The sequence below is a fragment of the Salmonella sp. SAL04213 genome, from assembly GCF_046550535.1.
GTDB classification, from domain to species: Bacteria; Pseudomonadota; Gammaproteobacteria; order Enterobacterales; family Enterobacteriaceae; genus Salmonella; species Salmonella enterica.
The window spans coordinates 533,724-554,448 of record NZ_JBGDXS010000001.1 but is presented as its reverse complement, the minus strand read 5'-3'; the positions used below and the strand labels follow the sequence as shown (position 1 = coordinate 554,448).

The 20,725-nt window shown below is 51.8% G+C and carries 19 protein-coding genes; 9 read left to right on the top strand and 10 right to left on the bottom strand.

All coding sequences use genetic code 11. The features are described from left to right. Positions 1 to 42 precede the first annotated feature (42 nt). On the top strand, positions 43 to 1,095 hold the full coding sequence (aroG, locus tag ACLJPQ_RS02710) for a 3-deoxy-7-phosphoheptulonate synthase AroG (RefSeq protein WP_001109234.1): 1,053 nt from the start codon (positions 43 to 45) through the stop codon (positions 1,093 to 1,095). 93 nt (positions 1,096 to 1,188) lie between these two features. On the opposite strand, the gene ACLJPQ_RS02705 is transcribed toward aroG, so the two are convergent. Next, positions 1,189 to 1,734 (bottom strand): FumA C-terminus/TtdB family hydratase beta subunit, encoded by a 546-nt coding sequence (locus ACLJPQ_RS02705; RefSeq protein WP_000970374.1) that lies wholly within the window; start codon positions 1,732 to 1,734, stop codon positions 1,189 to 1,191. A gap of 14 nt (positions 1,735 to 1,748) precedes the next feature. Next, positions 1,749 to 2,594 (bottom strand): fumarate hydratase, encoded by an 846-nt coding sequence (locus ACLJPQ_RS02700; protein WP_000086831.1) that lies wholly within the window; start codon positions 2,592 to 2,594, stop codon positions 1,749 to 1,751. Positions 2,595 to 2,723: 129 nt separating this feature from the next. Here ACLJPQ_RS02700 and ACLJPQ_RS02695 point away from each other — a divergent pair, with 129 nt between their 5' ends. After that, positions 2,724 to 3,614 (top strand): LysR family transcriptional regulator, encoded by an 891-nt coding sequence (locus ACLJPQ_RS02695; protein ID WP_000405927.1) that lies wholly within the window; start codon positions 2,724 to 2,726, stop codon positions 3,612 to 3,614. Here the strand turns inward: ACLJPQ_RS02695 and ACLJPQ_RS02690 are convergent, their stop codons facing one another. Next, positions 3,615 to 4,598, bottom strand: coding sequence for a LysR family transcriptional regulator (locus ACLJPQ_RS02690; protein WP_080185007.1), 984 nt, complete (start codon positions 4,596 to 4,598; stop codon positions 3,615 to 3,617). Between the two features lie 222 nt (positions 4,599 to 4,820). On the opposite strand from ACLJPQ_RS02690, the gene ACLJPQ_RS02685 reads away from it, so the two are divergent. The 7 genes from ACLJPQ_RS02685 to ACLJPQ_RS02655 all read left to right on the top strand — a co-directional run bounded on the left by ACLJPQ_RS02685 (position 4,821) and on the right by ACLJPQ_RS02655 (position 12,605). Beyond that, a complete protein-coding gene (locus tag ACLJPQ_RS02685) occupies positions 4,821 to 6,089 on the top strand; it encodes an SLC13 family permease (RefSeq protein WP_000074128.1) in 1,269 nt (422 codons plus the stop codon). Between the two features lie 49 nt (positions 6,090 to 6,138). Then, on the top strand, positions 6,139 to 6,387 hold the full coding sequence (locus ACLJPQ_RS02680; RefSeq protein WP_001529440.1) for an oxaloacetate decarboxylase subunit gamma: 249 nt from the start codon (positions 6,139 to 6,141) through the stop codon (positions 6,385 to 6,387). Between the two features lie 15 nt (positions 6,388 to 6,402). Beyond that, on the top strand, positions 6,403 to 8,169 hold the full coding sequence (gene oadA / locus ACLJPQ_RS02675; protein WP_138010033.1) for a sodium-extruding oxaloacetate decarboxylase subunit alpha: 1,767 nt from the start codon (positions 6,403 to 6,405) through the stop codon (positions 8,167 to 8,169). A 15-nt stretch (positions 8,170 to 8,184) separates the two neighbouring features. Further along, on the top strand, positions 8,185 to 9,486 hold the full coding sequence (locus ACLJPQ_RS02670) for an oxalacetate decarboxylase subunit beta (RefSeq protein ID WP_000444887.1): 1,302 nt from the start codon (positions 8,185 to 8,187) through the stop codon (positions 9,484 to 9,486). 185 nt (positions 9,487 to 9,671) lie between these two features. Further along, positions 9,672 to 10,370, top strand: a complete 699-nt coding sequence (locus ACLJPQ_RS02665) for a triphosphoribosyl-dephospho-CoA synthase (RefSeq protein WP_080185153.1) — start codon at positions 9,672 to 9,674, stop codon at positions 10,368 to 10,370. Positions 10,371 to 10,749: 379 nt separating this feature from the next. Next, on the top strand, positions 10,750 to 11,829 hold the full coding sequence (locus tag ACLJPQ_RS02660) for a FecCD family ABC transporter permease (RefSeq protein WP_000128336.1): 1,080 nt from the start codon (positions 10,750 to 10,752) through the stop codon (positions 11,827 to 11,829). Beyond that, a complete protein-coding gene (locus ACLJPQ_RS02655; protein ID WP_001214710.1) occupies positions 11,829 to 12,605 on the top strand; it encodes an ABC transporter ATP-binding protein in 777 nt (258 codons plus the stop codon). Before ACLJPQ_RS02660 ends, ACLJPQ_RS02655 begins: the two co-directional genes overlap by 1 nt. A 90-nt stretch (positions 12,606 to 12,695) precedes the next feature. On the opposite strand, the gene gpmA is transcribed toward ACLJPQ_RS02655, so the two are convergent. From gpmA to modF, 7 genes are all read right to left on the bottom strand, one after another. Then, positions 12,696 to 13,448, bottom strand: coding sequence for a 2,3-diphosphoglycerate-dependent phosphoglycerate mutase (gpmA, locus tag ACLJPQ_RS02650; protein WP_000301556.1), 753 nt, complete (start codon positions 13,446 to 13,448; stop codon positions 12,696 to 12,698). 223 nt (positions 13,449 to 13,671) lie between these two features. Further along, positions 13,672 to 14,712, bottom strand: a complete 1,041-nt coding sequence (gene galM / locus ACLJPQ_RS02645) for a galactose-1-epimerase (RefSeq protein ID WP_000931428.1) — start codon at positions 14,710 to 14,712, stop codon at positions 13,672 to 13,674. After that, positions 14,706 to 15,854: a galactokinase gene (gene galK, locus ACLJPQ_RS02640; protein ID WP_001049364.1), complete on the bottom strand. Its 1,149-nt coding sequence runs from the start codon at positions 15,852 to 15,854 to the stop codon at positions 14,706 to 14,708. The genes galM and galK overlap by 7 nt, the downstream gene beginning before the upstream one ends. 2 nt (positions 15,855 to 15,856) lie before the next feature. Then, on the bottom strand, positions 15,857 to 16,903 hold the full coding sequence (galT, locus tag ACLJPQ_RS02635; protein ID WP_080185154.1) for a galactose-1-phosphate uridylyltransferase: 1,047 nt from the start codon (positions 16,901 to 16,903) through the stop codon (positions 15,857 to 15,859). Between the two features lie 10 nt (positions 16,904 to 16,913). Further along, on the bottom strand, positions 16,914 to 17,930 hold the full coding sequence (galE, locus tag ACLJPQ_RS02630) for a UDP-glucose 4-epimerase GalE (RefSeq protein WP_001265465.1): 1,017 nt from the start codon (positions 17,928 to 17,930) through the stop codon (positions 16,914 to 16,916). A gap of 221 nt (positions 17,931 to 18,151) precedes the next feature. Continuing rightward, positions 18,152 to 19,060 (bottom strand): DUF2167 domain-containing protein, encoded by a 909-nt coding sequence (locus ACLJPQ_RS02625; RefSeq protein WP_000885519.1) that lies wholly within the window; start codon positions 19,058 to 19,060, stop codon positions 18,152 to 18,154. Positions 19,061 to 19,230: 170 nt separating this feature from the next. After that, positions 19,231 to 20,706 carry a molybdate ABC transporter ATP-binding protein ModF gene (gene modF, locus ACLJPQ_RS02620; RefSeq protein WP_079954576.1) on the bottom strand — a complete coding sequence of 492 codons (1,476 nt, stop codon included), beginning with the start codon at positions 20,704 to 20,706 and terminating at the stop codon, positions 19,231 to 19,233. Positions 20,707 to 20,725: the final 19 nt, after the last annotated feature.

The window sequence follows — 20,725 nt, the reverse complement described above, 5'->3', positions numbered from 1 at the left end:
GATTGCATTCATTGGGATAAGTACGGCAACACTGGAATAAACATGAATTATCAGAACGACGATTTACGCATTAAAGAAATCAACGAGTTATTACCTCCGGTCGCGCTGCTGGAAAAGTTTCCCGCCACGGAAAATGCAGCAAATACCGTTGCTCACGCGCGCAAAGCCATCCATAAAATTCTCAAAGGCAATGACGATCGTCTGCTGGTGGTGATCGGTCCTTGTTCAATTCATGATCCGGCAGCGGCGAAAGAGTATGCCGCCCGTTTGCTGGCGCTACGCGATGAGCTTCAAGGCGAGCTTGAAATTGTCATGCGCGTCTATTTTGAGAAACCGCGTACCACCGTCGGCTGGAAAGGGCTGATTAACGATCCGCACATGGATAACAGCTTCCAGATTAACGACGGTCTGCGTATTGCGCGCAAACTGCTGCTGGATATTAACGACAGCGGCCTGCCTGCCGCCGGCGAATTCCTCGATATGATCACGCCGCAATATCTGGCCGATCTGATGAGCTGGGGCGCCATTGGCGCGCGGACTACTGAATCCCAGGTTCATCGCGAACTGGCGTCTGGCCTCTCTTGTCCGGTCGGTTTTAAAAATGGTACTGATGGCACGATTAAAGTCGCCATTGACGCCATCAACGCCGCCGGCGCGCCGCATTGCTTCCTCTCCGTCACTAAATGGGGTCATTCGGCGATTGTGAATACCAGCGGCAACGGCGACTGCCATATCATTCTGCGCGGCGGTAAAGCGCCAAACTATAGCGCGCAGCATGTTGCTGAGGTGAAAGAAGGCCTCACCAAAGCGGGACTGACGCCGCAGGTCATGATCGATTTCAGCCATGCCAACTCCTGTAAGCAATTTCAAAAGCAGATGGAGGTTTGCGCCGATGTCTGTCAGCAGATAGCGGGCGGTGAAAAAGCGATTATTGGCGTGATGGTCGAGAGTCATCTGGTAGAAGGAAACCAGAGTCTGGAAAGCGGTCAGCCGCTGACCTACGGTAAAAGCATTACTGACGCCTGTATTGGCTGGGAAGATACCGATGCGCTGCTTCGTCAGTTGTCGGCAGCGGTAAAAGCCCGTCGCGGCTAAGTTTAGTTTCTATCCTGTGGTGAAGTGCAGGATAGAAAACATATCGGTCCGGTAACAGCCTACCGGACCGATATTGCCAATATTAATGTATTATTATTTGGCGTACTTGGGTACTTCCTGCTTCTGGAGAGTATTTCCTTCCGAATCAATTCCTACAATGACTCTATAGCGGTCAAAATATAACTTCTTAATGGATTCTGTTCCTAATTCTTCGTAGGCAACAATTTCTACTGATTTAACATGTTTTGTATTAATTGCAGACGCTCCTCCAATCCCGAGTAGCGAAACCCCACCGTATTTTTTACAAAGCTCAGCGACATAATCAGCACGATCGCCTTTGCCAAGAAACGCAGTTGCCCCTTGTTGAAACATCATTTCTACAAATGGGTCCATACGTGCGGCCGTTGTAGGACCGTTGGAGCCAATAGGTAAACCAGGTCTGGCAGGGCAGGGGCCAGCATAGTAAATCGTTTGGTTTTGAAAATCGACTGGTGATTTTTCTCCGTTACTAAGCGCTACTTCGATTTTTTTATGCGCGGCGTCACGGCAGGTGTAAGCAAATCCAGTGAGAAATAATATATCGCCGACCTTAAGAGTTTTCGCTTTCTCTTTAGTCAATGGTAATGTTAATTCCATCATAGCTTCTCCAGGTATTAAATGATTTCACTAGCGTGGCGGCTTGCATTACATTGGAAATTGATTGCGACTGGCAGTGCAGTAATATGGCAAGGATAGTAATCGACATGCACGCCTAACGCCGTAATACGCCCGCCCATACCTAAAGGGCCGATCCCTGTATTATTCACGGCCTCTAATAATTCAGCTTCGAGCTGGGCATAAAGTGGTTTAGCATTGAACTCACCAAGAGGGCGTAATAATGCTTTCTTCGCCATCCACGAACAGTGATCCATTGTACCGCCAACGCCGATACCAATAATATAAGGAGGGCATGGATTGCCTCCTACACGACGGACAGTTTCCAGAACAAAATCTTTTATACCATCAATACCATCGCCGGGAAGCAATGTTTTAAAAGTTCCCATATTTTCGCTACCGCCGCCCTTTGGCATAACGGTAATTGTCACTCGGTCACCATCAACAATTTCAGTATGTAAAATTGCAGGAGTATTATCATTAGTATTAATACGTTCTAATGGATCTGCAACCATGGATTTTCTTAAGTATCCATTTTCATAGCCCTGGCGAACACCCTGGTTCACCTGATCTTTAAGCGGCTTACCTTCCCAGCATACATGTTGTCCAATTTCCATTATAACGATACAAGTGCCGGTATCATGGCAGCATGCAAGTTGTTCTTTTTTTGCATACTCTCCATTATCAATTAATATCTTAATGGTTTCCTTGCCGATCTTTGACTCTTCTTTATCATATGCTTTACGAAAAGAACACATGAGATTATCATCCAGTTCATAACAAGCTTTTTTTACAAGTTTTTCGATAACCGGAATGATAATTTCTGTATTTAATATACGACTCATACTCCCTCCAGTGCTATGTTGCATTGTTTTATCCATTGATCACATTTTCATGATATTCGTATTCATTGTAGGAAGGAAATATGTTATTTTTATTAAATGATAAATTTTATTTATAGTAGTGGAAAATAGATGGAAATTAGACAATTAGAATATTTTGTAAGCGCTTCTTTGTTAGGTAACTTAACCAGAGTTGCTGAGCGGCATTTTGTTTCTCAACCTAATATCACCATTGCTATTAAGAAGTTAGAGACTGAATTAGGGGTGACATTATTTGACAGAAAGAAAAATAAACTTGTCCTTACTGAGGAGGGCATGTTTTTCTTACAAAAAATTGAACCTATCCTTATTGCGTTAAAAAATAGCGTAGCGGAAATGAAAGATTATCGTAATGAAAATGGTGGCATAGTAACTTTGGGGATCCCACCGATGATAAGTTTGTTTCTTTTTTCACCGCTCTTCAAGCATTTCCGAGAGATTTATCCAGAGATGGAACTCTCTCTTGTTGAAGAGGGGACTTTTGGTTTACATGATAAACTTTCTGCTGGAGAGCTGGATCTTGCTATTGTTATTATTAATGACTGTCCAAAAGAATTAGTTACGGTCCCATTAATGACTCAGCAGCACGTGGTATGTATGTCAGATAAACATCCCCTGGCAAAAAAGGATAGTATCGATTGGGAAGATCTACAATATGAGCCATTGATACTAATGAAAAAAGATTCCTGGCATAGAAAAACGATTATTGAAGAATGTACAAAGCGAGGAATTCATACACATATTTTTCTATCATCAAACAGGGTTCAAACCAACATAGATCTGGTTGCTAAAAATGAAGGAATTTCTTTCATTTTGGACGCTGTCGATCTTAAAGCCGAAAAAGTAATAACCAAGGCCATGACTGAGCCGACTTATGTTACGATTGGTTTGGCCTGGAAGAAAGATAAATATTTATCATATGCAACCAGAGCGTTAATTAAATTCATTGAGGATTATATTAAAGAACATTTTACAATTAAATAATTATATTTGTTCTTCAACAAAAATTTCCCATAGCTCTTCGGCATCTGGAGGCATTCTCTTGGCTGGTCTATAAAGTCTTATTTCTATGGGTACCCATAAATTGCTTTCTTTTTCCGCTGCAGTAACAATAGTTTTAGCCTCTATATCTTGCCTGGCAAGGCTTTGAGGTATCCAGGCAACACCATCGCCAGATCTGACCATTGCCAATAGTGTTGCTGCCAGATCGGCCACAAAGGCAACATTTATATTATGGGTAATTCTGTTAATAGACGCTGTATTTGCTATTATTCTTCCCAGACCTGATTGTGATGAAAAAGAAAGGTAAGGGAATTGAATCTTATTATTTATATTCCACAACGGTTTTAACGTTTCTGAGTCTGGTTTACTGAATGGAATTAATGTATCAAACCCAAGACGAATGCTCATAAAGTTATTTTTATTTAAATTTAGATGCATATGTGGGTGATGGTGACACAGCAAAAATTGTGAATCTCCCTGCCGCATCATTTTTTCGCACGCATTCAATGAGTCAGATAAAAGACGAAATGAACCAAATTTTGCAATTTTATCACTCTGTTTTAACAAATGCGGTACAAAAGAGAAAGACAAAGCATGCGTTGCTGAAAAAACAAGACTAGGTTGTTTATTACCTGCGACCTCAAGGGTATCACTTTTCAATGTGTACAAGGAGTGGATCAGTTCGGGAAGCTGGTCTGTAAATACTTCTCCGGCCTTGGTAAGGGTGACTCCCCGTTTACTTCTTTCAAAAAGGGGCGTACCCACCCATTCTTCGAGAGATTGTATCCGACGACTAAATGCGGGTTGAGTCACATATCTTGAGGCAGACGCTTTTGAGAAATTCAACGTTTCTTTTAGAGCCAGACAGTCTTCGAGCCATGTTAGTTCGAGGTGATGCCGATATTGCATAAGCTGCAACCTTATTAGCATTGGATGAGTTTCATTTATATAAGTAGCATTATACACAGACAGATTTTAAGAGGAAATTATTTGATTAAACAGAAACAAAAGCAGTAAGAATATGTTATGCCTTTGTCGGGTAAGTGTTGTTATTTATGTGAGTGTATTCTTTCTCAATAGAAATTAATTAGATGTAATTTTAGTATAACATGTGATTTATGCTTGTTGCAGTTGTATTCATGACTGTAATGAGTTGTTTTTGTACCCTAATAATATAAGGACGTATACATGTCACCAGCGATTATTACTTTGTTGGTTTTAGTGGTTGCAATAATTATCTTTGTTAGCGATCGTCTTCCTATGGGATTAGTTGCATTTATGGTCCCAATGGCACTTTATTTTACCGGTGTTATCGATGCTAAGGATATTTTTGCTTCAATCGTAAATGCGAATGTTATTCTTATCGTCGCCATGTGTGTACTCGGTGCGGCATTTTTTAAAACAGGTTTGGCATGGCAATCAAGTAAAATTTTACTAAAATATGCTAAAACAGAAAGAAGCCTTAGTGTATTGATTTTTCTTATTGGTGGAGTTATGTCTGCCTTTGTTTCTAATAGCGGAACAGTTGCTGTGCTAATTCCTATTGTTTTAGGTATTGCCGCCAGTAGTCAGATTAAGCCTATTAAACTTCTTATGCCTCTGGTTTTTGGGGCAACAATCGGTGCTGACATTTCTATTATCGGTTCGCCAGGAAATCTGATTGCTAAAAATACTATTGAAACTTTTAGTAAGGGAAGTCTGTCGGTGCCATTTTTCGAATACGCTAAAATTGGTATTCCTTTGCTGATTGCATGCTCTATATTTCTCTATTTCTTCGGTTCAAAACTCATCGCAGATCGTGATGGAAATACACAATCTGATTCTCAAATGGATTATAGCCAAATTCCGGCCTGGCATAGAAATTTAACTTTAGCCGTTTTTATTCTGTCTATCGCTGGAATGGTGGCAACTGATTATATTAAGTTTCTGCCTCCAATGCATATTATTGCATGTTGTGCGGCTATTGTTCTTGTATTTGCTGGCGTTTTGACACAAAAGGAAACTTTTAATTCTTTTGAAACGCTAACTGTTTTCATGCTTGCGTTTATGATGCCTTTAGGAGCCGCGCTTAATTCTACTGGTGCTGGAGAAATGATTGCCAATGCCGTTATTTCAGTAACCGGAGATTCTGGCGTTATGATTATTATGGCATCATTGTGGATACTTACATGGGCTTTGACTCAAGTTATGAGTAACACTGCAGCATGTACGTTGTTATGCCCGGTAGGGTGGACTATCGCACAGTCTATTGGCGCAGACCCTCGTGCAGTTGTTATTGCTGTTTTTATTGCGAGTAGTGTTGCTGTTTGTACCCCAATGGCTATTCCAGCAAACTCAATGATTATTGGCCCGGGGAATGTTAAATTTAAAGATTTTTTAAAACCCGGACTGGCGATTAGTTTGGTTTGTTTTATCGTTAGTATGATTTTACTACCGATATTTTATCCCTTCTATTAATGCCTGATATTACTTTTCTATTTTAGATTATTAAATTTGAGACTTTATTATGAATAGTTCGGTGCTATTAGGTGAAGGCTTCACTCTGATGTTCCTCGGCATGGGGTTCGTGCTGGCGTTTCTGTTCCTGCTGATTTTCGCCATCCGCGGCATGTCCGCCGCCGTCAACCGTTTCTTCCCTGAGCCGGCTCCGGTGCCAAAACTGGCACCTGCCGCCGCCGCGCCCGCGGACGACTTTGCCCGCCTCAAGCCGGTGATTGCCGCCGCTATCCACCACCATCGCCGCCTTAACCCTTAATTTACGGAGGAATCCATGACCATTGCCATTACCGATGTCGTCCTGCGCGACGCCCACCAGTCCCTTTTCGCCACCCGCCTGCGCCTTGACGATATGCTGCCGATTGCCGCTCAGCTTGACGATGTCGGCTACGGCTCGCTGGAGTGCTGGGGCGGCGCCACCTTTGACGCCTGCATCCGTTTCCTCGGCGAAGACCCGTGGGTCCGCCTGCGCGAGCTCAAAAAAGCCATGCCCAAAACCCCCCTGCAGATGTTGCTGCGCGGCCAGAACCTGCTCGGTTATCGCCACTACGCCGATGACGTGGTGGAACGCTTCGTTGAGCGGGCGGTGAAAAACGGCATGGACGTCTTCCGCGTCTTCGATGCCATGAACGACCCGCGCAATATGAAAGCCGCCCTGCAGGCGGTGCGCAGCCACGGCGCGCACGCCCAGGGCACACTCTCCTACACCACCAGTCCGGCGCACACGTTGCAGACCTGGCTGGATTTAACAGAGCAACTGCTGGAAACCGGCGTTGACTCGATTGCCATCAAGGATATGTCCGGCATTCTTACACCGATGGCGGCGTATGAGCTGGTGAGCGAAATCAAAAAACGTTTTGAGGTGCGCCTGCACCTGCACTGTCACGCCACCACCGGGATGGCGGAAATGGCCCTGCTGAAGGCTATCGAGGCGGGCGTCGACGGCGTGGACACGGCGATTTCCTCCATGAGCGCCACCTACGGCCACCCGGCCACCGAAGCGCTGGTGGCGACGCTTGCCGGCACGGAACACGACACCGGGCTGGATATCCTGAAGCTGGAGAGCATCGCGGCGTACTTCCGCGAGGTGCGCAAGAAATATCACGCCTTTGAAGGCCAGCTGAAGGGCTACGACAGCCGTATCCTCGTGGCCCAGGTACCGGGCGGGATGCTCACCAACCTGGAAGGCCAGCTGAAGCAGCAGAACGCGGCGGACAAACTCGACCAGGTGCTGGCGGAAATCCCCCGCGTGCGCGAGGACCTCGGCTTTATCCCGCTGGTGACCCCCACCTCGCAGATTGTCGGCACCCAGGCGGTGCTCAACGTGCTGACCGGGGAACGCTACAAAACCATTGCCAAAGAGACCGCCGGCATTCTGAAAGGCGAATACGGGCACACCCCGGTGCCGGTGAACGCGGCACTGCAGGCGCGGGTGCTGGAAGGGGGCGCTCCGGTGACCTGCCGTCCGGCGGACCTGCTGAAGCCGGAGCTGGCTGAACTGGAAGCGGACGTGAAGCACCAGGCTCAGGAGAAGGGCATTCAGCTTGCGGGAAACGCCATTGACGACGTGCTCACCGTGGCGCTGTTCCCGCAAATCGGCCTCAAATTCCTTGAGAACCGCCACAACCCGGCGGCGTTTGAGCCACCGCCGCAGGCGGAAACCGCGCAGCCGGTGGCAAAAGCAGAGAAGCCTGCCGCCTCCGGCGTCTACACCGTGGAAGTGGAAGGCAAAGCCTTTGTGGTCAAAGTCAGCGACGGCGGCGATATCAGCCAGCTGACGGCGGCCGTTCCTGCCTCCGCGCCAGCCGCAGCCGCCCCGGCAGGCGCCGGCACCCCGGTCACCGCCCCGCTGGCGGGCAATATCTGGAAGGTGATTGCCACCGAGGGCCAGAGCGTGGCCGAAGGCGATGTGCTGCTGATTCTGGAAGCCATGAAGATGGAAACCGAAATCCGCGCCGCGCAGGCCGGGACGGTACGCGGTATCGCGGTGAAGTCCGGGGACGCGGTCTCCGTGGGCGACACCCTGATGACGCTGGCGTAAGGACGAGGAGCGGAAATGGAAAGTCTGAACGCCCTGCTTCAGGGCATGGGGCTGATGCACCTCGGCGCAGGCCAGGCCATCATGCTGCTGGTCAGCCTGCTGCTGCTGTGGCTGGCGATTGCGAAGAAGTTCGAGCCGTTGTTGCTGCTGCCGATTGGCTTCGGCGGTCTGCTGTCGAACATCCCGGAAGCGGGCATGGCGCTGACCGCGCTGGAGAGCCTGCTGGCGCATCACGACGCCGGGCAGCTGGCGGTGATTGCCGCGAAGCTTAACTGCGCGCCGGATGTGCACGCCATTAAAGAGGCATTAGCGCTGGCGCTGCCGTCGGTGCAGAGCCAGATGGAGAACCTGGCGGTGGACATGGGCTACACGCCGGGGGTGCTGGCGCTGTTCTACAAAGTGGCGATTGGCTCCGGTGTCGCGCCGCTGGTCATCTTCATGGGCGTGGGCGCGATGACCGACTTCGGCCCGCTGCTGGCCAACCCGCGCACCCTGCTGCTCGGCGCGGCGGCGCAGTTCGGCATCTTCGCCACCGTGCTGGGGGCGCTGACGCTGAATTACTTCGGCCTGATTTCCTTCACCCTGCCGCAGGCGGCGGCCATCGGCATTATCGGCGGCGCGGACGGTCCGACGGCCATTTACCTGTCGGGCAAGCTGGCGCCGGAGCTGCTGGGGGCCATCGCGGTGGCGGCGTACTCGTATATGGCGCTGGTGCCGTTAATCCAGCCGCCGATTATGCGCGCGCTGACCAGCGAGAAAGAGCGGAAAATCCGCATGGTGCAGCTGCGCACCGTCAGCAAGCGGGAAAAAATCCTCTTCCCGGTGGTGCTGTTACTACTGGTGGCGCTGCTGCTGCCGGACGCCGCGCCGCTGCTGGGGATGTTCTGCTTTGGCAATCTGATGCGTGAAAGCGGCGTGGTGGAGCGTCTGAGCGACACGGTACAGAACGGGCTGATTAATATCGTGACCATCTTCCTCGGGCTGTCGGTGGGCGCGAAGCTGGTGGCGGATAAGTTCCTGCAGCCGCAGACGCTGGGCATTCTGCTGCTGGGTGTGATTGCCTTTGGTATCGGGACGGCGGCCGGGGTGCTGATGGCGAAGCTGATGAACCTGTGCAGTAAGAACAAAATCAACCCGCTTATCGGTTCGGCGGGGGTGTCGGCGGTGCCGATGGCAGCCCGCGTATCGAACAAAGTGGGGCTGGAATCAGACCCGCAGAACTTCCTGCTGATGCACGCGATGGGGCCGAACGTGGCGGGGGTGATTGGCTCGGCGATAGCCGCCGGCGTGATGCTCAAGTACGTGCTGGCGATGTAAATCTGTTCCTTTCCCGGAGGCGGCGCGTTGCGTCTGTCCGGGCTACCGGATTGCATGGCTCTGTAGCCCGGACAGATGCGCAGCATCGCCTCCGGGAAATACGTTCTCCCGGCTTGCGCTGCGCTGAGCCGGGCTACGGGTTCACAGCCGTCTGCAAGCCGGGAATGTCCCATAAGGAGACTTTGATGAATGAAACCATAGCATTTCGTCCGGAAGGCCGGGCGTCGACAAAAGATGTGGTTGTCAATTATACGCTGGCATCACTGGACGAGCTTGAACAACTGCACCCGGCGCTGAATCTGCTGGCGTGCCCGTCAATTGTCCGTGGCAGCCATGATTTCTTTGTCCGTTGTTATGACGCGGGCGTACAGCATGCGCAGGCCGGGGCGGCTGAAACGGTAGCGGTTTTGCCTGATTCGCTGCCACAAGAACGGCAAAGGAGCGGGCTGCTGTGTGCCGCAGCAGGTCGTCTGGATGCCCTGCGCCAGCCGCTGACGCACAATCGTTTATGTGACCTGGCCAGTCAGTTCTGTGCTGGCATGGCAGATGTTGACAGCGAAACCCGCAGCGGTTTTTATACCGTGCGCAGCATATCGCTGCCGGTTTACCGGCGGCTGTTGCGGGATCAACATTCTCACGGTGTCTGCCTGCAGCAGGCTCTGCTGCACCTGCTGGCCTGGAAGAGCGATTCTCCCTGGGCGCGGCAGCAGGCGCAGCGGCTGCTCTGGCAGGGCGGCGTGCTGGGCGATAAAGGTGAGTTTGCGCTTATGACGCTGGATGATGAACTGCGGGAGCGCCAGATTGAGTGGCCCGGGCTATGGTCGCTGCTGGCCGTCACCGGGTTTCTGGCGAAATTCCCTGCCGGACCGATATTTGCTGACTGAAAAATGAGGACTGCTGACAATTATCTATTGTGTTGGCATTTCTGCGAGAGGCAGCTAGCGCTTTGCCTGACTTACGAAATGAGAATATCAACAGATTACGTACTTTTTGTAGGTCCGTGGTTGGAACATTGCCACCTGGTTACACGTTGTCAGCAGCCTCAAGCGTGGATGGCTCCACGCTTTTTTTGTCTATGGAAAACCCCCAGCCAGGCCCTGTCTCTTGATCAGGAGATCTGATCAAGAGACAGGGCTATGCCGGAGGATATTTATTGGAAACCGGTGAGATAGGCCACCGTGTCATTAATCGAAATATAAATAAATATATAACGAAATAATTCGGCGCTATAATTCTCCTCTGATTAATAACGTAGCCCGAACCATGACCTGTCAGGACAAATCACTTTTAGCCCCCGGTTTCGCTTCCACGCCCGTCATTCCGCGCTATCGCCAGATCATACGAAAACGGGCTGTGCTCATGTTAGCTATTGCGTTGGCGATGATGGCTTCACTGATGGTGGATGTAACCTGTGGGTCTTCTGGTTTACCGCTCAGTGCGCTGTGGCAGGCGCTTTTCCAGCCGGAAAAGGTGAATGCGGGCATACACGTTATTGTCTGGGATATTCGTTTACCCTATGCCCTGATGGCCCTACTGGTGGGCATGGCGTTAGGGTTAGCGGGCGCCGAAATGCAAACCATTTTAAATAATCCGCTGGCGACGCCGTTTACCCTCGGCGTGTCGTCCGCGGCGGCTTTTGGCGCTGCGCTGGCGATTGTGTTGGGGATCGGTATTCCCGGTATTCCTGCCGCCTGGTTTATCCCGGCCAATGCGTTCATCTTTGCGCTTTTATCCGCGTTACTCCTGGACGGTATTACCCGTTGGACAGGCGTCGCCGCATCCGGAGTGGTGTTGTTCGGTATTGCGCTGGTATTCACCTTTAACGCGTTGGTCGCCATTATGCAGTTTGTGGCTGATGAAGATACGCTGCAGGGGCTGGTATTCTGGACGATGGGGAGCCTGGTCCGCGCGTCGTGGGAAAAATTGGGCGTACTGGCCGTGGTGTTTATTGCTGTGCTTTTTTGCGCGTTACGAAGCGCCTGGCAACTCACGGCATTACGTCTGGGCGAAGAGAGGGCGATGAGCTTTGGGATTCATGTCCGCCGTTTACGCCTGCTGTCATTGTTGCGTATCAGCTTGTTATCAGCGCTGGCGGTAGCTTTCGTCGGGCCGATTGGTTTTATTGGTCTCGTTGCGCCGCACATTGCGCGAATACTGTTGGGGGAAGATCACCGTTTCTACCTTCCGGGCAGCGTGCTGATAGGCGGGCTGGTGTTATCGCTGGCCTCTATTGCGGCGAAAAATAGTATTCCGGGCGTCATGGTGCCGGTGGGGATTGTCACCTCGCTGGTCGGGGTTCCGTTCTTTTTAAGCATTGTATTGCGACATCGGGGGAGTCTCTGATGCGCGGGTTAATGCTCCGCTCATTTAGCGCCGGCTATTCCACTCAGCCGGTTATTGCAGATCTCAACGTTCCCTTACTGCCGCGCGGGAAAATTACCATTTTGCTGGGGCCGAACGGCTGTGGTAAATCGACGTTACTACGTTCGCTGGCCGGGCTGAATAACGCCGACGGCGAGGCGCTGCTTGATGGCGAAGATCTCATGTCGTTATCGTTTGCCGAGCGGGCGCAGAAAGTTGTATTTTTGCCGCAGTCATTACCGCAGGGCGTACATCTGCATGTACTGGAGTCGATTATCGTGGTACTGCGGGCATCAGGCGGCAGAGACAATGCGCAGGGCAGAGCGCAGATACTGGCTATCCTTGAGCAATTGGGCATAACGCATCTGGCGTTGCAGTATCTCGACCAGCTTTCCGGCGGTCAGCGGCAGTTAGTGGGTCTGGCGCAATCGCTGATTCGTCGCCCTGAACTTCTGTTGCTGGATGAGCCGCTCAGCGCGCTGGATTTAAACTATCAGTTTCACGTAATGGATCTCGTGCGTCGGGATACCCAGGCGCAAAATAGGGTGACGATAGTCGTGGCGCATGACATTAATATTGCACTGCGTCATGGTGACCATGTCCTGATGCTAAAAGACGGCAGGCTGGTCGCCAGCGGCGCGCCGGAGACGGTGATTACTGCGGAGCGTCTGGCTGAAGTGTACCGGGTACGAGGACGCGTGGAGCGCTGTTCGCAGGGGAAATTGCAGGTGGTGCTGGACGGTGTGATCGCTGTTTAAGACATATTGCCTGATGGCGCTGCGCTTATCCGGCCTACCCATTGCTCGTAGGCCGGATAAGGCAGTTATACCGCCATCCGGCATAGGTGATTACTTCGCTTTACCCTGATTCGCCACGGCAGCCGCTTTCGCGGCGATTTCGTCAGCGTTGCCCAGATAGTAATGTTTGAGCGGCTTGAAGTTTTCGTCGAACTCATACACCAGCGGCACGCCGGTCGGGATGTTTAACTCAAGGATCTCATCTTCACTCATGTTATCTAGGTATTTCACCAGCGCACGCAATGAGTTACCGTGAGCGGCGATGATCACGCGCTCACCGCTCTTCATACGCGGCAGGATGGTGTCGTTCCAGTAAGGAATAACGCGGTCGATGGTCAGCGCCAGACTTTCGGTCAACGGCAGCTCTTTCTCGCTCAGTTTGGCATAACGTGGATCGTGACCCGGATAACGCTCATCATCTTTGGTCAGTTCCGGCGGCGTCACGGCAAAACCGCGGCGCCACTGCTTAACCTGCTCGTCACCATATTTTTCTGCTGTTTCCGCTTTATTCAGCCCCTGCAACGCGCCATAGTGACGTTCATTGAGTTTCCAGGATTTTTCCACCGGCAGCCACGCCTGATCCAGTTCATCCAGTACGTTCCACAGCGTATGGATAGCGCGTTTCAGTACGGAAGTGTAGGCAAAATCAAAGCTGAAACCTTCTTCTTTTAGCAGTTTACCCGCTGCTTTTGCTTCGCTTACGCCTTTTTCAGACAGGTCAACATCATACCAGCCGGTGAAACGGTTCTCTTTGTTCCATTGACTTTCACCGTGACGTACCAGAACCAGCTTAGTTACAGCCATACTCTCACTCCTATAAATCATATGTAATGATAATAATTCTCATTATATTGCCGCGAGGTGTTGGCGGCAATGCTTACGCATAACCATAGCGAAAATAGTGGCGCAGTGTAAGGTTCTTGTGAACTCAGAGTTGCGATTTTGTCTTTAAGTGGTGGAGGTTTGAGCAGGGCAATGGCGCGTAGGCCCGATAAGCTTGCGTCATCGGGCATGTAGCGGCATATCGTTAGAACGGAATAAACTGATACTCGGTCAGGCTGGCGTACTCCTCGCCAGGGCGAAGGATACAGTCAGGCTGCGGCCATTCAGGATGATTCGGACTGTCCGGCAGCAGTTCGCTTTCCAGCGCCAGCCCTTGCCAGTCGGCATAAGGTTCCGGCCCGCGGGAAGGTGTACCCGCCAGATAATTGCCGGAATAAAACTGTAACGCCGGGGCGGTGGTGTAAACCATCATTTGTAGCTTTCCATCCTGTGACCACAGACGGGCCGCCGGCTTTTTGCCATCACCCTGCGTCTGTAGCAGGAAAGCATGATCGTAGCCTTTAACCTTGCGCTGATCGTCATCGGCGAGAAATTCACTGGCAATGACTTTTGGCATCCGGAAGTCAAACGAGGTATTGGCTACCGATTTTAGTCCCTGGCGTGGAATACCGGATTCATCTACCGGCAGATACTCATCCGCCAGAATTTGCAGCTTATGCTGGCGCACGTCGGTCCGATCGCCGTCCAGATTAAAATAGACGTGGTTGGTCAAATTCACCGGACAGGGTTTATCGACCGTCGCCCGGTAGGTGATGGAGATTCTATTGTCATCGGTCAGACGATATTGCGCCGTGGCGCAAAGATGGCCAGGAAAGCCCTGGTCGCCGTCATCAGAGGTGAGCGCGAATAATACCTGGCGATCGTTCTGGTTCACAATTTGCCAGCGGCGCTTGTCAAAGCCTTCCGGTCCGCCGTGTAGCTGGTTCTCGCCCTGGCTTGGGCTTAACTGTACGGTTTCGCCGGCAAACGTATAACGGCTATTGGCGATACGGTTCGCGTAACGGCCAATAGAGGCGCCGAGGAATGACGTCTGTTCAGGGTAGTGTTCCGGGCTGGCGCAGCCCAGCAATGCTTCCCGAACGCTGCCGTCAGACAGCGGAATACGGGCGGAAAGAAGAGTGGCTCCCCAGTCCATCAGCGTTACCACCATCCCTGCGCTATTGCGCAGGGTTAGCAGGCGGTACGGTTGACCATCGGGGGCCAGTGCGGGCGTTTCATTTAGCACTGTCCTGCTCCTTGTGACGGTTTGCATACATAAAAGGTTTCTTTGATTCCGGTTTTCGCTTCGTACTGTTGCGCAACGGCCTGCTGAACAGCGGGAACCAGATCTTCCGGGATCAGTGCGACAACACAGCCGCCGAAGCCGCCGCCGGTCATGCGCACGCCGCCTTGATCGCCGATGGTCGCTTTGACGATGTCTACCAGCGTGTCTATCTGCGGGACGGTAATTTCGAAATCATCGCGCATTGAGGCATGGGACTCCGCCATCAGTTGGCCCATACGTTGCAAATCACCTTTCTCCAGCGCGCTTGCCGCTTCAACGGTGCGCGCATTTTCGCTCAATACATGGCGAACGCGTTTTGCGACTACCGGGTCCAGTTCGCTGGCAACGGCATTGAACGCCTCAAGGCTGACATCGCGCAGGGCCGGCTGCTGGAAGAAACGGGCGCCGGTTTCGCACTGTTCACGGCGGGTATTATACTCGCTGCCCACCAGCGTGCGCTTAAAGTTACTATTGATGATCACCACGGCGACACCTTTCGGCATGGAAACCGCTTTGGCGCCGAGCGTACGGCAATCAATCAGCAACGCATGATCTTTTTTGCCGAGCGCAGAGATGAGCTGATCCATAATGCCGCAGTTACAGCCGACAAACTGGTTCTCGGCCTCTTGTCCGTTGAGCGCAATTTGCGCGCCGTCCAGCGGTAGGTGATAAAGCTGCTGGAAGACGGTGCCCACCGCCACTTCCAGCGAGGCGGAGGAGCTTAACCCGGCGCCCTGCGGCACATTGCCGCTGATGACCATATCCACGCCGCCAAACGCGTTGTTACGCTGTTGCAGGTGTTTCACTACGCCGCGCACATAGTTAGACCACTGCTGGCTATCGTGGGTCACGATCGGCGCATCCAGTGAAAATTCGTCCACCTGATTGTCGTAATCGGCGGCAATCACCCGTACGGTACGATCGTCGCGCGGCGCACAGCTAATTACGGTCTGGTAATCGATAGCGCAGGGCAGAACAAAACCATCATTGTAATCAGTGTGCTCGCCGATCAGATTGACGCGGCCTGGCGCCTGAATCGTGTGGGTAGCAGGGTAGCCGAAAATTTCAGCAAACAGCGCGCGCGTTTTCTCTTTCAGATTCATTTTTATACTCCGGATTCGCGAAAATGGATGTCGCTGACCGCGCGCAGGCGTTCAGCCGCTTGTTCTGCGGTTAAATCACGCTGGGTTTCCGCCAGCATTTCATAGCCGACCATAAATTTGCGGACGGTCGCAGAGCGCAGCAGCGGCGGATAAAAGTGCGCGTGCAACTGCCAGTGTGCGTTTTCTTCACCGTTAAACGGCGCGCCGTGCCAGCCCATTGAGTAAGGGAAGGAACACTGGAACAGGTTGTCATAACGACTGGTCAGCTTTTTCAACGCCAGCGCCAGAGAGTCGCGCTGCTCGTCGCTTAAATCGGTAATGCGCAGGACATGCGTTTTGGGTAACAGTAGCGTTTCGAACGGCCACGCCGCCCAGTAAGGCACCACCGCCAGCCAGTGTTCGGTTTCGACCACGGTGCGGCTGCCGTCCGCCAGTTCTCGCTGGACATAATCCACCAGCATTGGCGAGCGCTGCTCGGCGAAGTAGGCTTTTTGTAAACGATCTTCGCGTTCGGCCTCATTCGGCAGGAAGCTGTTGGCCCAGACCTGTCCATGCGGATGCGGGTTCGAACAGCCCATCGCCGCGCCTTTATTTTCAAAGACCTGCACCCACGAATAGGTTTTGCCTAACTCGGCGGTCTGCGTCTGCCAGGTTCTGACGATTTCCGTCAGCGCGGGCAGGCTCAACTCCGGCAGCGTTTTACTGTGATCGGGAGAAAAGCAGATCACGCGGCTGGTGCCGCGCGCGCTCTGACAGCGCATCAGCGGATCGTGGCTGTCCGGCGCATCCGGCGTATCGGCCATCAGCGCCGCGAAATCGTTAGTAAAGACGTAAGTCCCTTTGTAATCGGGATTTTTATCGCCGGTGACACGCGTATTGCCCGCACACAAGAAGCAGTCCGGATCGTGGGCCGGCAGCATTTGCTGAGACGGCGTTTCCTGCGCCCCCTGCCAGGGGCGTTTTGCGCGATGCGGCGAAACCAGAACCCACTGGCCGGTAAGCGGGTTATAACGGCGATGCGGATGATCGATGGGATTAAATGGGGTCATAACAACGTCCTTAATCTGGGTATCCCTGCGGATGGCGTGACTGCCAGTGCCAGGTGTCCTGCGCCATTTCGTCAAGCGTGCGGGTGACGCGCCAGTTCAGCTCGCGATCGGCTTTGCTGGCATCCGCCCAATACGCCGGGAGATCGCCGTCGCGACGCGGCGCGAAGTGGTAATTAATGGGTTTACCGCAGGCTTTACTAAAGGCGTTGACCACATCCAGGACGCTACTGCCGACACCCGCGCCGAGGTTATAAATATGTACGCCGGATTTGTCTGCCAGTTTTTCCATCGCCACGACGTGCCCGTCGGCTAAGTCCATAACGTGAATGTAATCGCGTACGCCGGTGCCATCCTCGGTCGGGTAATCGTTGCCGAAAACGGCGAGCGATTCGCGACGACCCACGGCGACCTGGGCGATATAGGGCATCAGGTTATTCGGAATACCTTGCGGATCTTCTCCCATGTCGCCCGACGGGTGAGCGCCGACCGGGTTGAAATAACGCAGCAGCGCAATACTCCACTCCGGCTGGGCTTTTTGCAGATCGGTGAGGATCTGTTCTACCATCAATTTACTTTTGCCGTAGGGGCTTTGCGGCGTGCCGGTAGGAAAACTTTCGACGTAAGGAATTTTGGGCTGATCGCCATAAACGGTGGCGGAGGAGCTAAAAATAAGGTTTTTAACGTTGGCCGCACGCATGGCGCTGACCAACCGCAGCGTACCGTTGACGTTGTTGTCATAGTACTCCAGCGGCCTGGCGACCGATTCGCCGACGGCTTTCAGGCCGGCAAAGTGAATCACGGTATCAATCGCGTGATCGTGCAGAATTTCGGTTATAAGCGCTTCGTTGCGAATATCGCCTTCGACAAAGGTCGGGTGCTTACCGCCCAGACGTTCAATAACGGGCAGCACGCTGCGCTTGCTGTTGCAGAGGTTATCGAGGATGACGACGTCATGACCATTTTGCAGCAATTGTACGCAGGTATGACTTCCAATGTAACCGCTACCACCTGTAACCAATACTCTCATAATTCGCTCCGTTAAGCCTATGGTATGGAATAACCATAGCATAACAAAGATGCGAAAAGTGTGACATGTAATAAATTAGTGGAATCGTTTACACAATGGTGATTTTACGCATTTGTATCAATTAAATGATTACAAATCATCTGGCTTGAGAATGCTTCTGCTTTTTATCCGAAAAAAGGCGCGTTACGCGCCTGGGAATGAAACGGACGGGGCAGGAGCTGTCAGTCTTTTTTACGCGAGAGTAGCTTCCTGGCGAGCGCCCCGACAGCGACGACGCCGATGGCGGTCACTTTCCAGAACTTAAGCAGCGCGATACCGAGCATAGCAAGCAGACCTACTTTTTTGGCCGCGATACCGCCAATCAGCGCGGCGAGCCCATACTCCGCTATTTTGTCCGTTGATTCGTTGAAGTCAGCGTAGCGTTGTCCAGCGTTGAACTTGACGGAACTGAGAATTCTTTTCGCCAGAGGGATTTCATGGTCAACAGAACCTCTGTCGGTCACCAGATTTAAAGAAAAATAGCCTTCACGTCCCAGCAGATAGGTGTTGTAGTTCACGCCTTGTTCATTCAGTGGTTCGTTGGTGCCGATATCCTGGATGGCGGCGGACCAGATCAGACGATGATTGGTTGCATCGTAGGTAGGCTTCTCGATCCAGCCAATAATTTCTATCGGCTCAATGCCTTTTGCAATACGATCTTTATTCGCTTCTTTTGTGCCTTTGCGCAGGTTATCCATTAATTCATCGGCATCCCAATTTTTTGCATCATCATCTTTTACATAACCAGAATCATCATATTCGATAGAAATAAATCCATTCATTTCCTTTTTAAATACGAGACCGTAAAAATATTCATCGTCAACATAGTTACCAATTTCACGCATAAATACCGCCGCTTCTTTTGCGGGTATCCAGGTAAATCCTTCCGGCAGATTAAGCGTGGCTTTATCACCTAAACTAATCTTTGTCGGACCCGCAACGGCGGCGCGACTCATGCCTTCAACAGCGACCTCAACGGCGGTTTTACGCGCTTCCTGCGCAGCGGTCGGCTTTTGCTCAGCATAACTGCCGGGGCAAAATAACATGGCTGCCAGTAAAAATAGTATTATTTGTGGAAAACGAAAAGCCATAATGAATCCCTTATATTCACATACGACATCATTGTCGAAAATTTCAGGATTATTATGACAATGAGGCGGTCAGCGATTCAAGAGATAGTAAGCTTATCGACCGTTATTATTATTCTTAATAAAAGGAGAGTGGTTCCAGAATGGCGCGCGGCGCCATTCTGATAATACATTTAATTATTGCATCGTCCGGAAACGTACTTATAACGTTCGCCCTCTGGTACAAATTCCAGCCGGTGGGTAATACAGGCAGGCGCATCCTCTGCATGATGGGAAACGAACAGCAGTTGGGTCTCTCCCTGGCGAATTAATACATCTACAAAACGGCGTACCAGTTGGCGGTTCAGCGGGTCCAACCCTTGCAGCGGCTCATCCAGAATCAACACTGTCGGATGTTTAACCAGCGCGCGCACGATCAGCGCCAGCCGCTGCTGTCCCCAGGAGAGACTGTGGAAGGGGGCATCCGCCGTACGCTTATCGATTCCCAGAATATCCAGCCACTGTTGCGCCAGTTTTCGTTGCCTGTCTGAAACGGCCTGGTAAATGCCGATAGAATCGAAATAGCCGGAGAGAATGACATTGCGCACCGTGGTACTGACGCGGTAATCCAGATGTAAACTGCTGCTGACGTAGCCGATATGTTTTTTGATATCCCAGATTGTTTCACCGCTTCCTCGCCGCCGCCCGAACAGCGTAAGATCGTTGCTGTAGCCTTGCGGATGATCGCCAGTAATAAGGCTAAGCAGCGTAGACTTACCCGCTCCGTTAGGACCGACGATCTGCCAGTGTTCGCCCGGATTGACTCGCCAGCTTAGGTGGTGGAGGATAGGGCGATCGTTATACGAGACTACGCCATCGTTAAGTACGATCCGTGGTTCGCCATCGGGTAACGCATGGCGGGCGGAAGGTTCGTCCGGTTCGGGTAATTGTACGTCGGTCAGACGCTCGCTGTGCGCGAGTTGAGCAACCAACGCCCGTTGCAGCAACTCTGCCGTCGTTCCGGTCTCCGCCAGCGTACAGTCGGCAAGCACGCCGGCAAACTGCACGAAGTCCGGGATTTCATCAAAACGGTTGAGTACCAGCGCCAGGGTAATGCCCGCCTGGTTCAACGCCGTCAGGCGTTGCGCCAGTTGTTGACGGGCGGTCACGTCAAGCCCGTCGAACGGTTCATCAAGGATTAATAACTCCGGCTCAGACATCAGCGCCTGACACAGCAGCGCTTTTCGCGTCTCGCCGGTAGAAAGGTATTTAAAACGCCTGTTGAGTAAAGCGGAAATGCCGAACTGCTGCGCCAGCATCGCACAGCGGGCAGGATGGTGAACATCATCCTGAATAATTTCCGCGGTAGTGCGCCCGGTATCGTCTTCGCCAGGACTGAGCATATCGGTGTTATTACGTTGCCACTCATCACTGACCAGCTTTTGCAATTGTTCAAAGGACAGACGAGTAATGCGGGTAAACCGACACTGGCGCTCGCCTGTTAATAACGGCAGTTCGCCCGCCAGCGCGCGGGCGAGCGCCGACTTCCCGCTCCCGTTAGCCCCAACGAATGCCCAGCTATCGCCCGCATTGAGCGTCAGCGAATCCAGATGAAGTGTTTTTGTATCGCTCAGACGAAACGTGCCTTGCGAAATTTGCAACGATGACATTTTGCATCCCATTTTTTGC

What these genes read in the sequence shown, in the direction of transcription:
- aroG (WP_001109234.1), top strand. Translation starts at nt 43, where the DNA reads ATGAATTATCAGAACGACGATTTACGCATTAAAGAAATCAACGAGTTA.
- ACLJPQ_RS02705 (WP_000970374.1), bottom strand. Translation starts at nt 1,734, where the DNA reads ATGATGGAATTAACATTACCATTGACTAAAGAGAAAGCGAAAACTCTT.
- ACLJPQ_RS02700 (WP_000086831.1), bottom strand. Translation starts at nt 2,594, where the DNA reads ATGAGTCGTATATTAAATACAGAAATTATCATTCCGGTTATCGAAAAA.
- ACLJPQ_RS02695 (WP_000405927.1), top strand. Translation starts at nt 2,724, where the DNA reads ATGGAAATTAGACAATTAGAATATTTTGTAAGCGCTTCTTTGTTAGGT.
- ACLJPQ_RS02685 (WP_000074128.1), top strand. Translation starts at nt 4,821, where the DNA reads ATGTCACCAGCGATTATTACTTTGTTGGTTTTAGTGGTTGCAATAATT.
- ACLJPQ_RS02680 (WP_001529440.1), top strand. Translation starts at nt 6,139, where the DNA reads ATGAATAGTTCGGTGCTATTAGGTGAAGGCTTCACTCTGATGTTCCTC.
- oadA (WP_138010033.1), top strand. Translation starts at nt 6,403, where the DNA reads ATGACCATTGCCATTACCGATGTCGTCCTGCGCGACGCCCACCAGTCC.
- ACLJPQ_RS02670 (WP_000444887.1), top strand. Translation starts at nt 8,185, where the DNA reads ATGGAAAGTCTGAACGCCCTGCTTCAGGGCATGGGGCTGATGCACCTC.
- ACLJPQ_RS02665 (WP_080185153.1), top strand. Translation starts at nt 9,672, where the DNA reads ATGAATGAAACCATAGCATTTCGTCCGGAAGGCCGGGCGTCGACAAAA.
- ACLJPQ_RS02660 (WP_000128336.1), top strand. Translation starts at nt 10,750, where the DNA reads ATGACCTGTCAGGACAAATCACTTTTAGCCCCCGGTTTCGCTTCCACG.
- ACLJPQ_RS02655 (WP_001214710.1), top strand. Translation starts at nt 11,829, where the DNA reads ATGCGCGGGTTAATGCTCCGCTCATTTAGCGCCGGCTATTCCACTCAG.
- gpmA (WP_000301556.1), bottom strand. Translation starts at nt 13,448, where the DNA reads ATGGCTGTAACTAAGCTGGTTCTGGTACGTCACGGTGAAAGTCAATGG.
- galK (WP_001049364.1), bottom strand. Translation starts at nt 15,854, where the DNA reads ATGAATCTGAAAGAGAAAACGCGCGCGCTGTTTGCTGAAATTTTCGGC.
- galT (WP_080185154.1), bottom strand. Translation starts at nt 16,903, where the DNA reads ATGACCCCATTTAATCCCATCGATCATCCGCATCGCCGTTATAACCCG.
- galE (WP_001265465.1), bottom strand. Translation starts at nt 17,930, where the DNA reads ATGAGAGTATTGGTTACAGGTGGTAGCGGTTACATTGGAAGTCATACC.
- ACLJPQ_RS02625 (WP_000885519.1), bottom strand. Translation starts at nt 19,060, where the DNA reads ATGGCTTTTCGTTTTCCACAAATAATACTATTTTTACTGGCAGCCATG.
- modF (WP_079954576.1), bottom strand. Translation starts at nt 20,706, where the DNA reads ATGTCATCGTTGCAAATTTCGCAAGGCACGTTTCGTCTGAGCGATACA.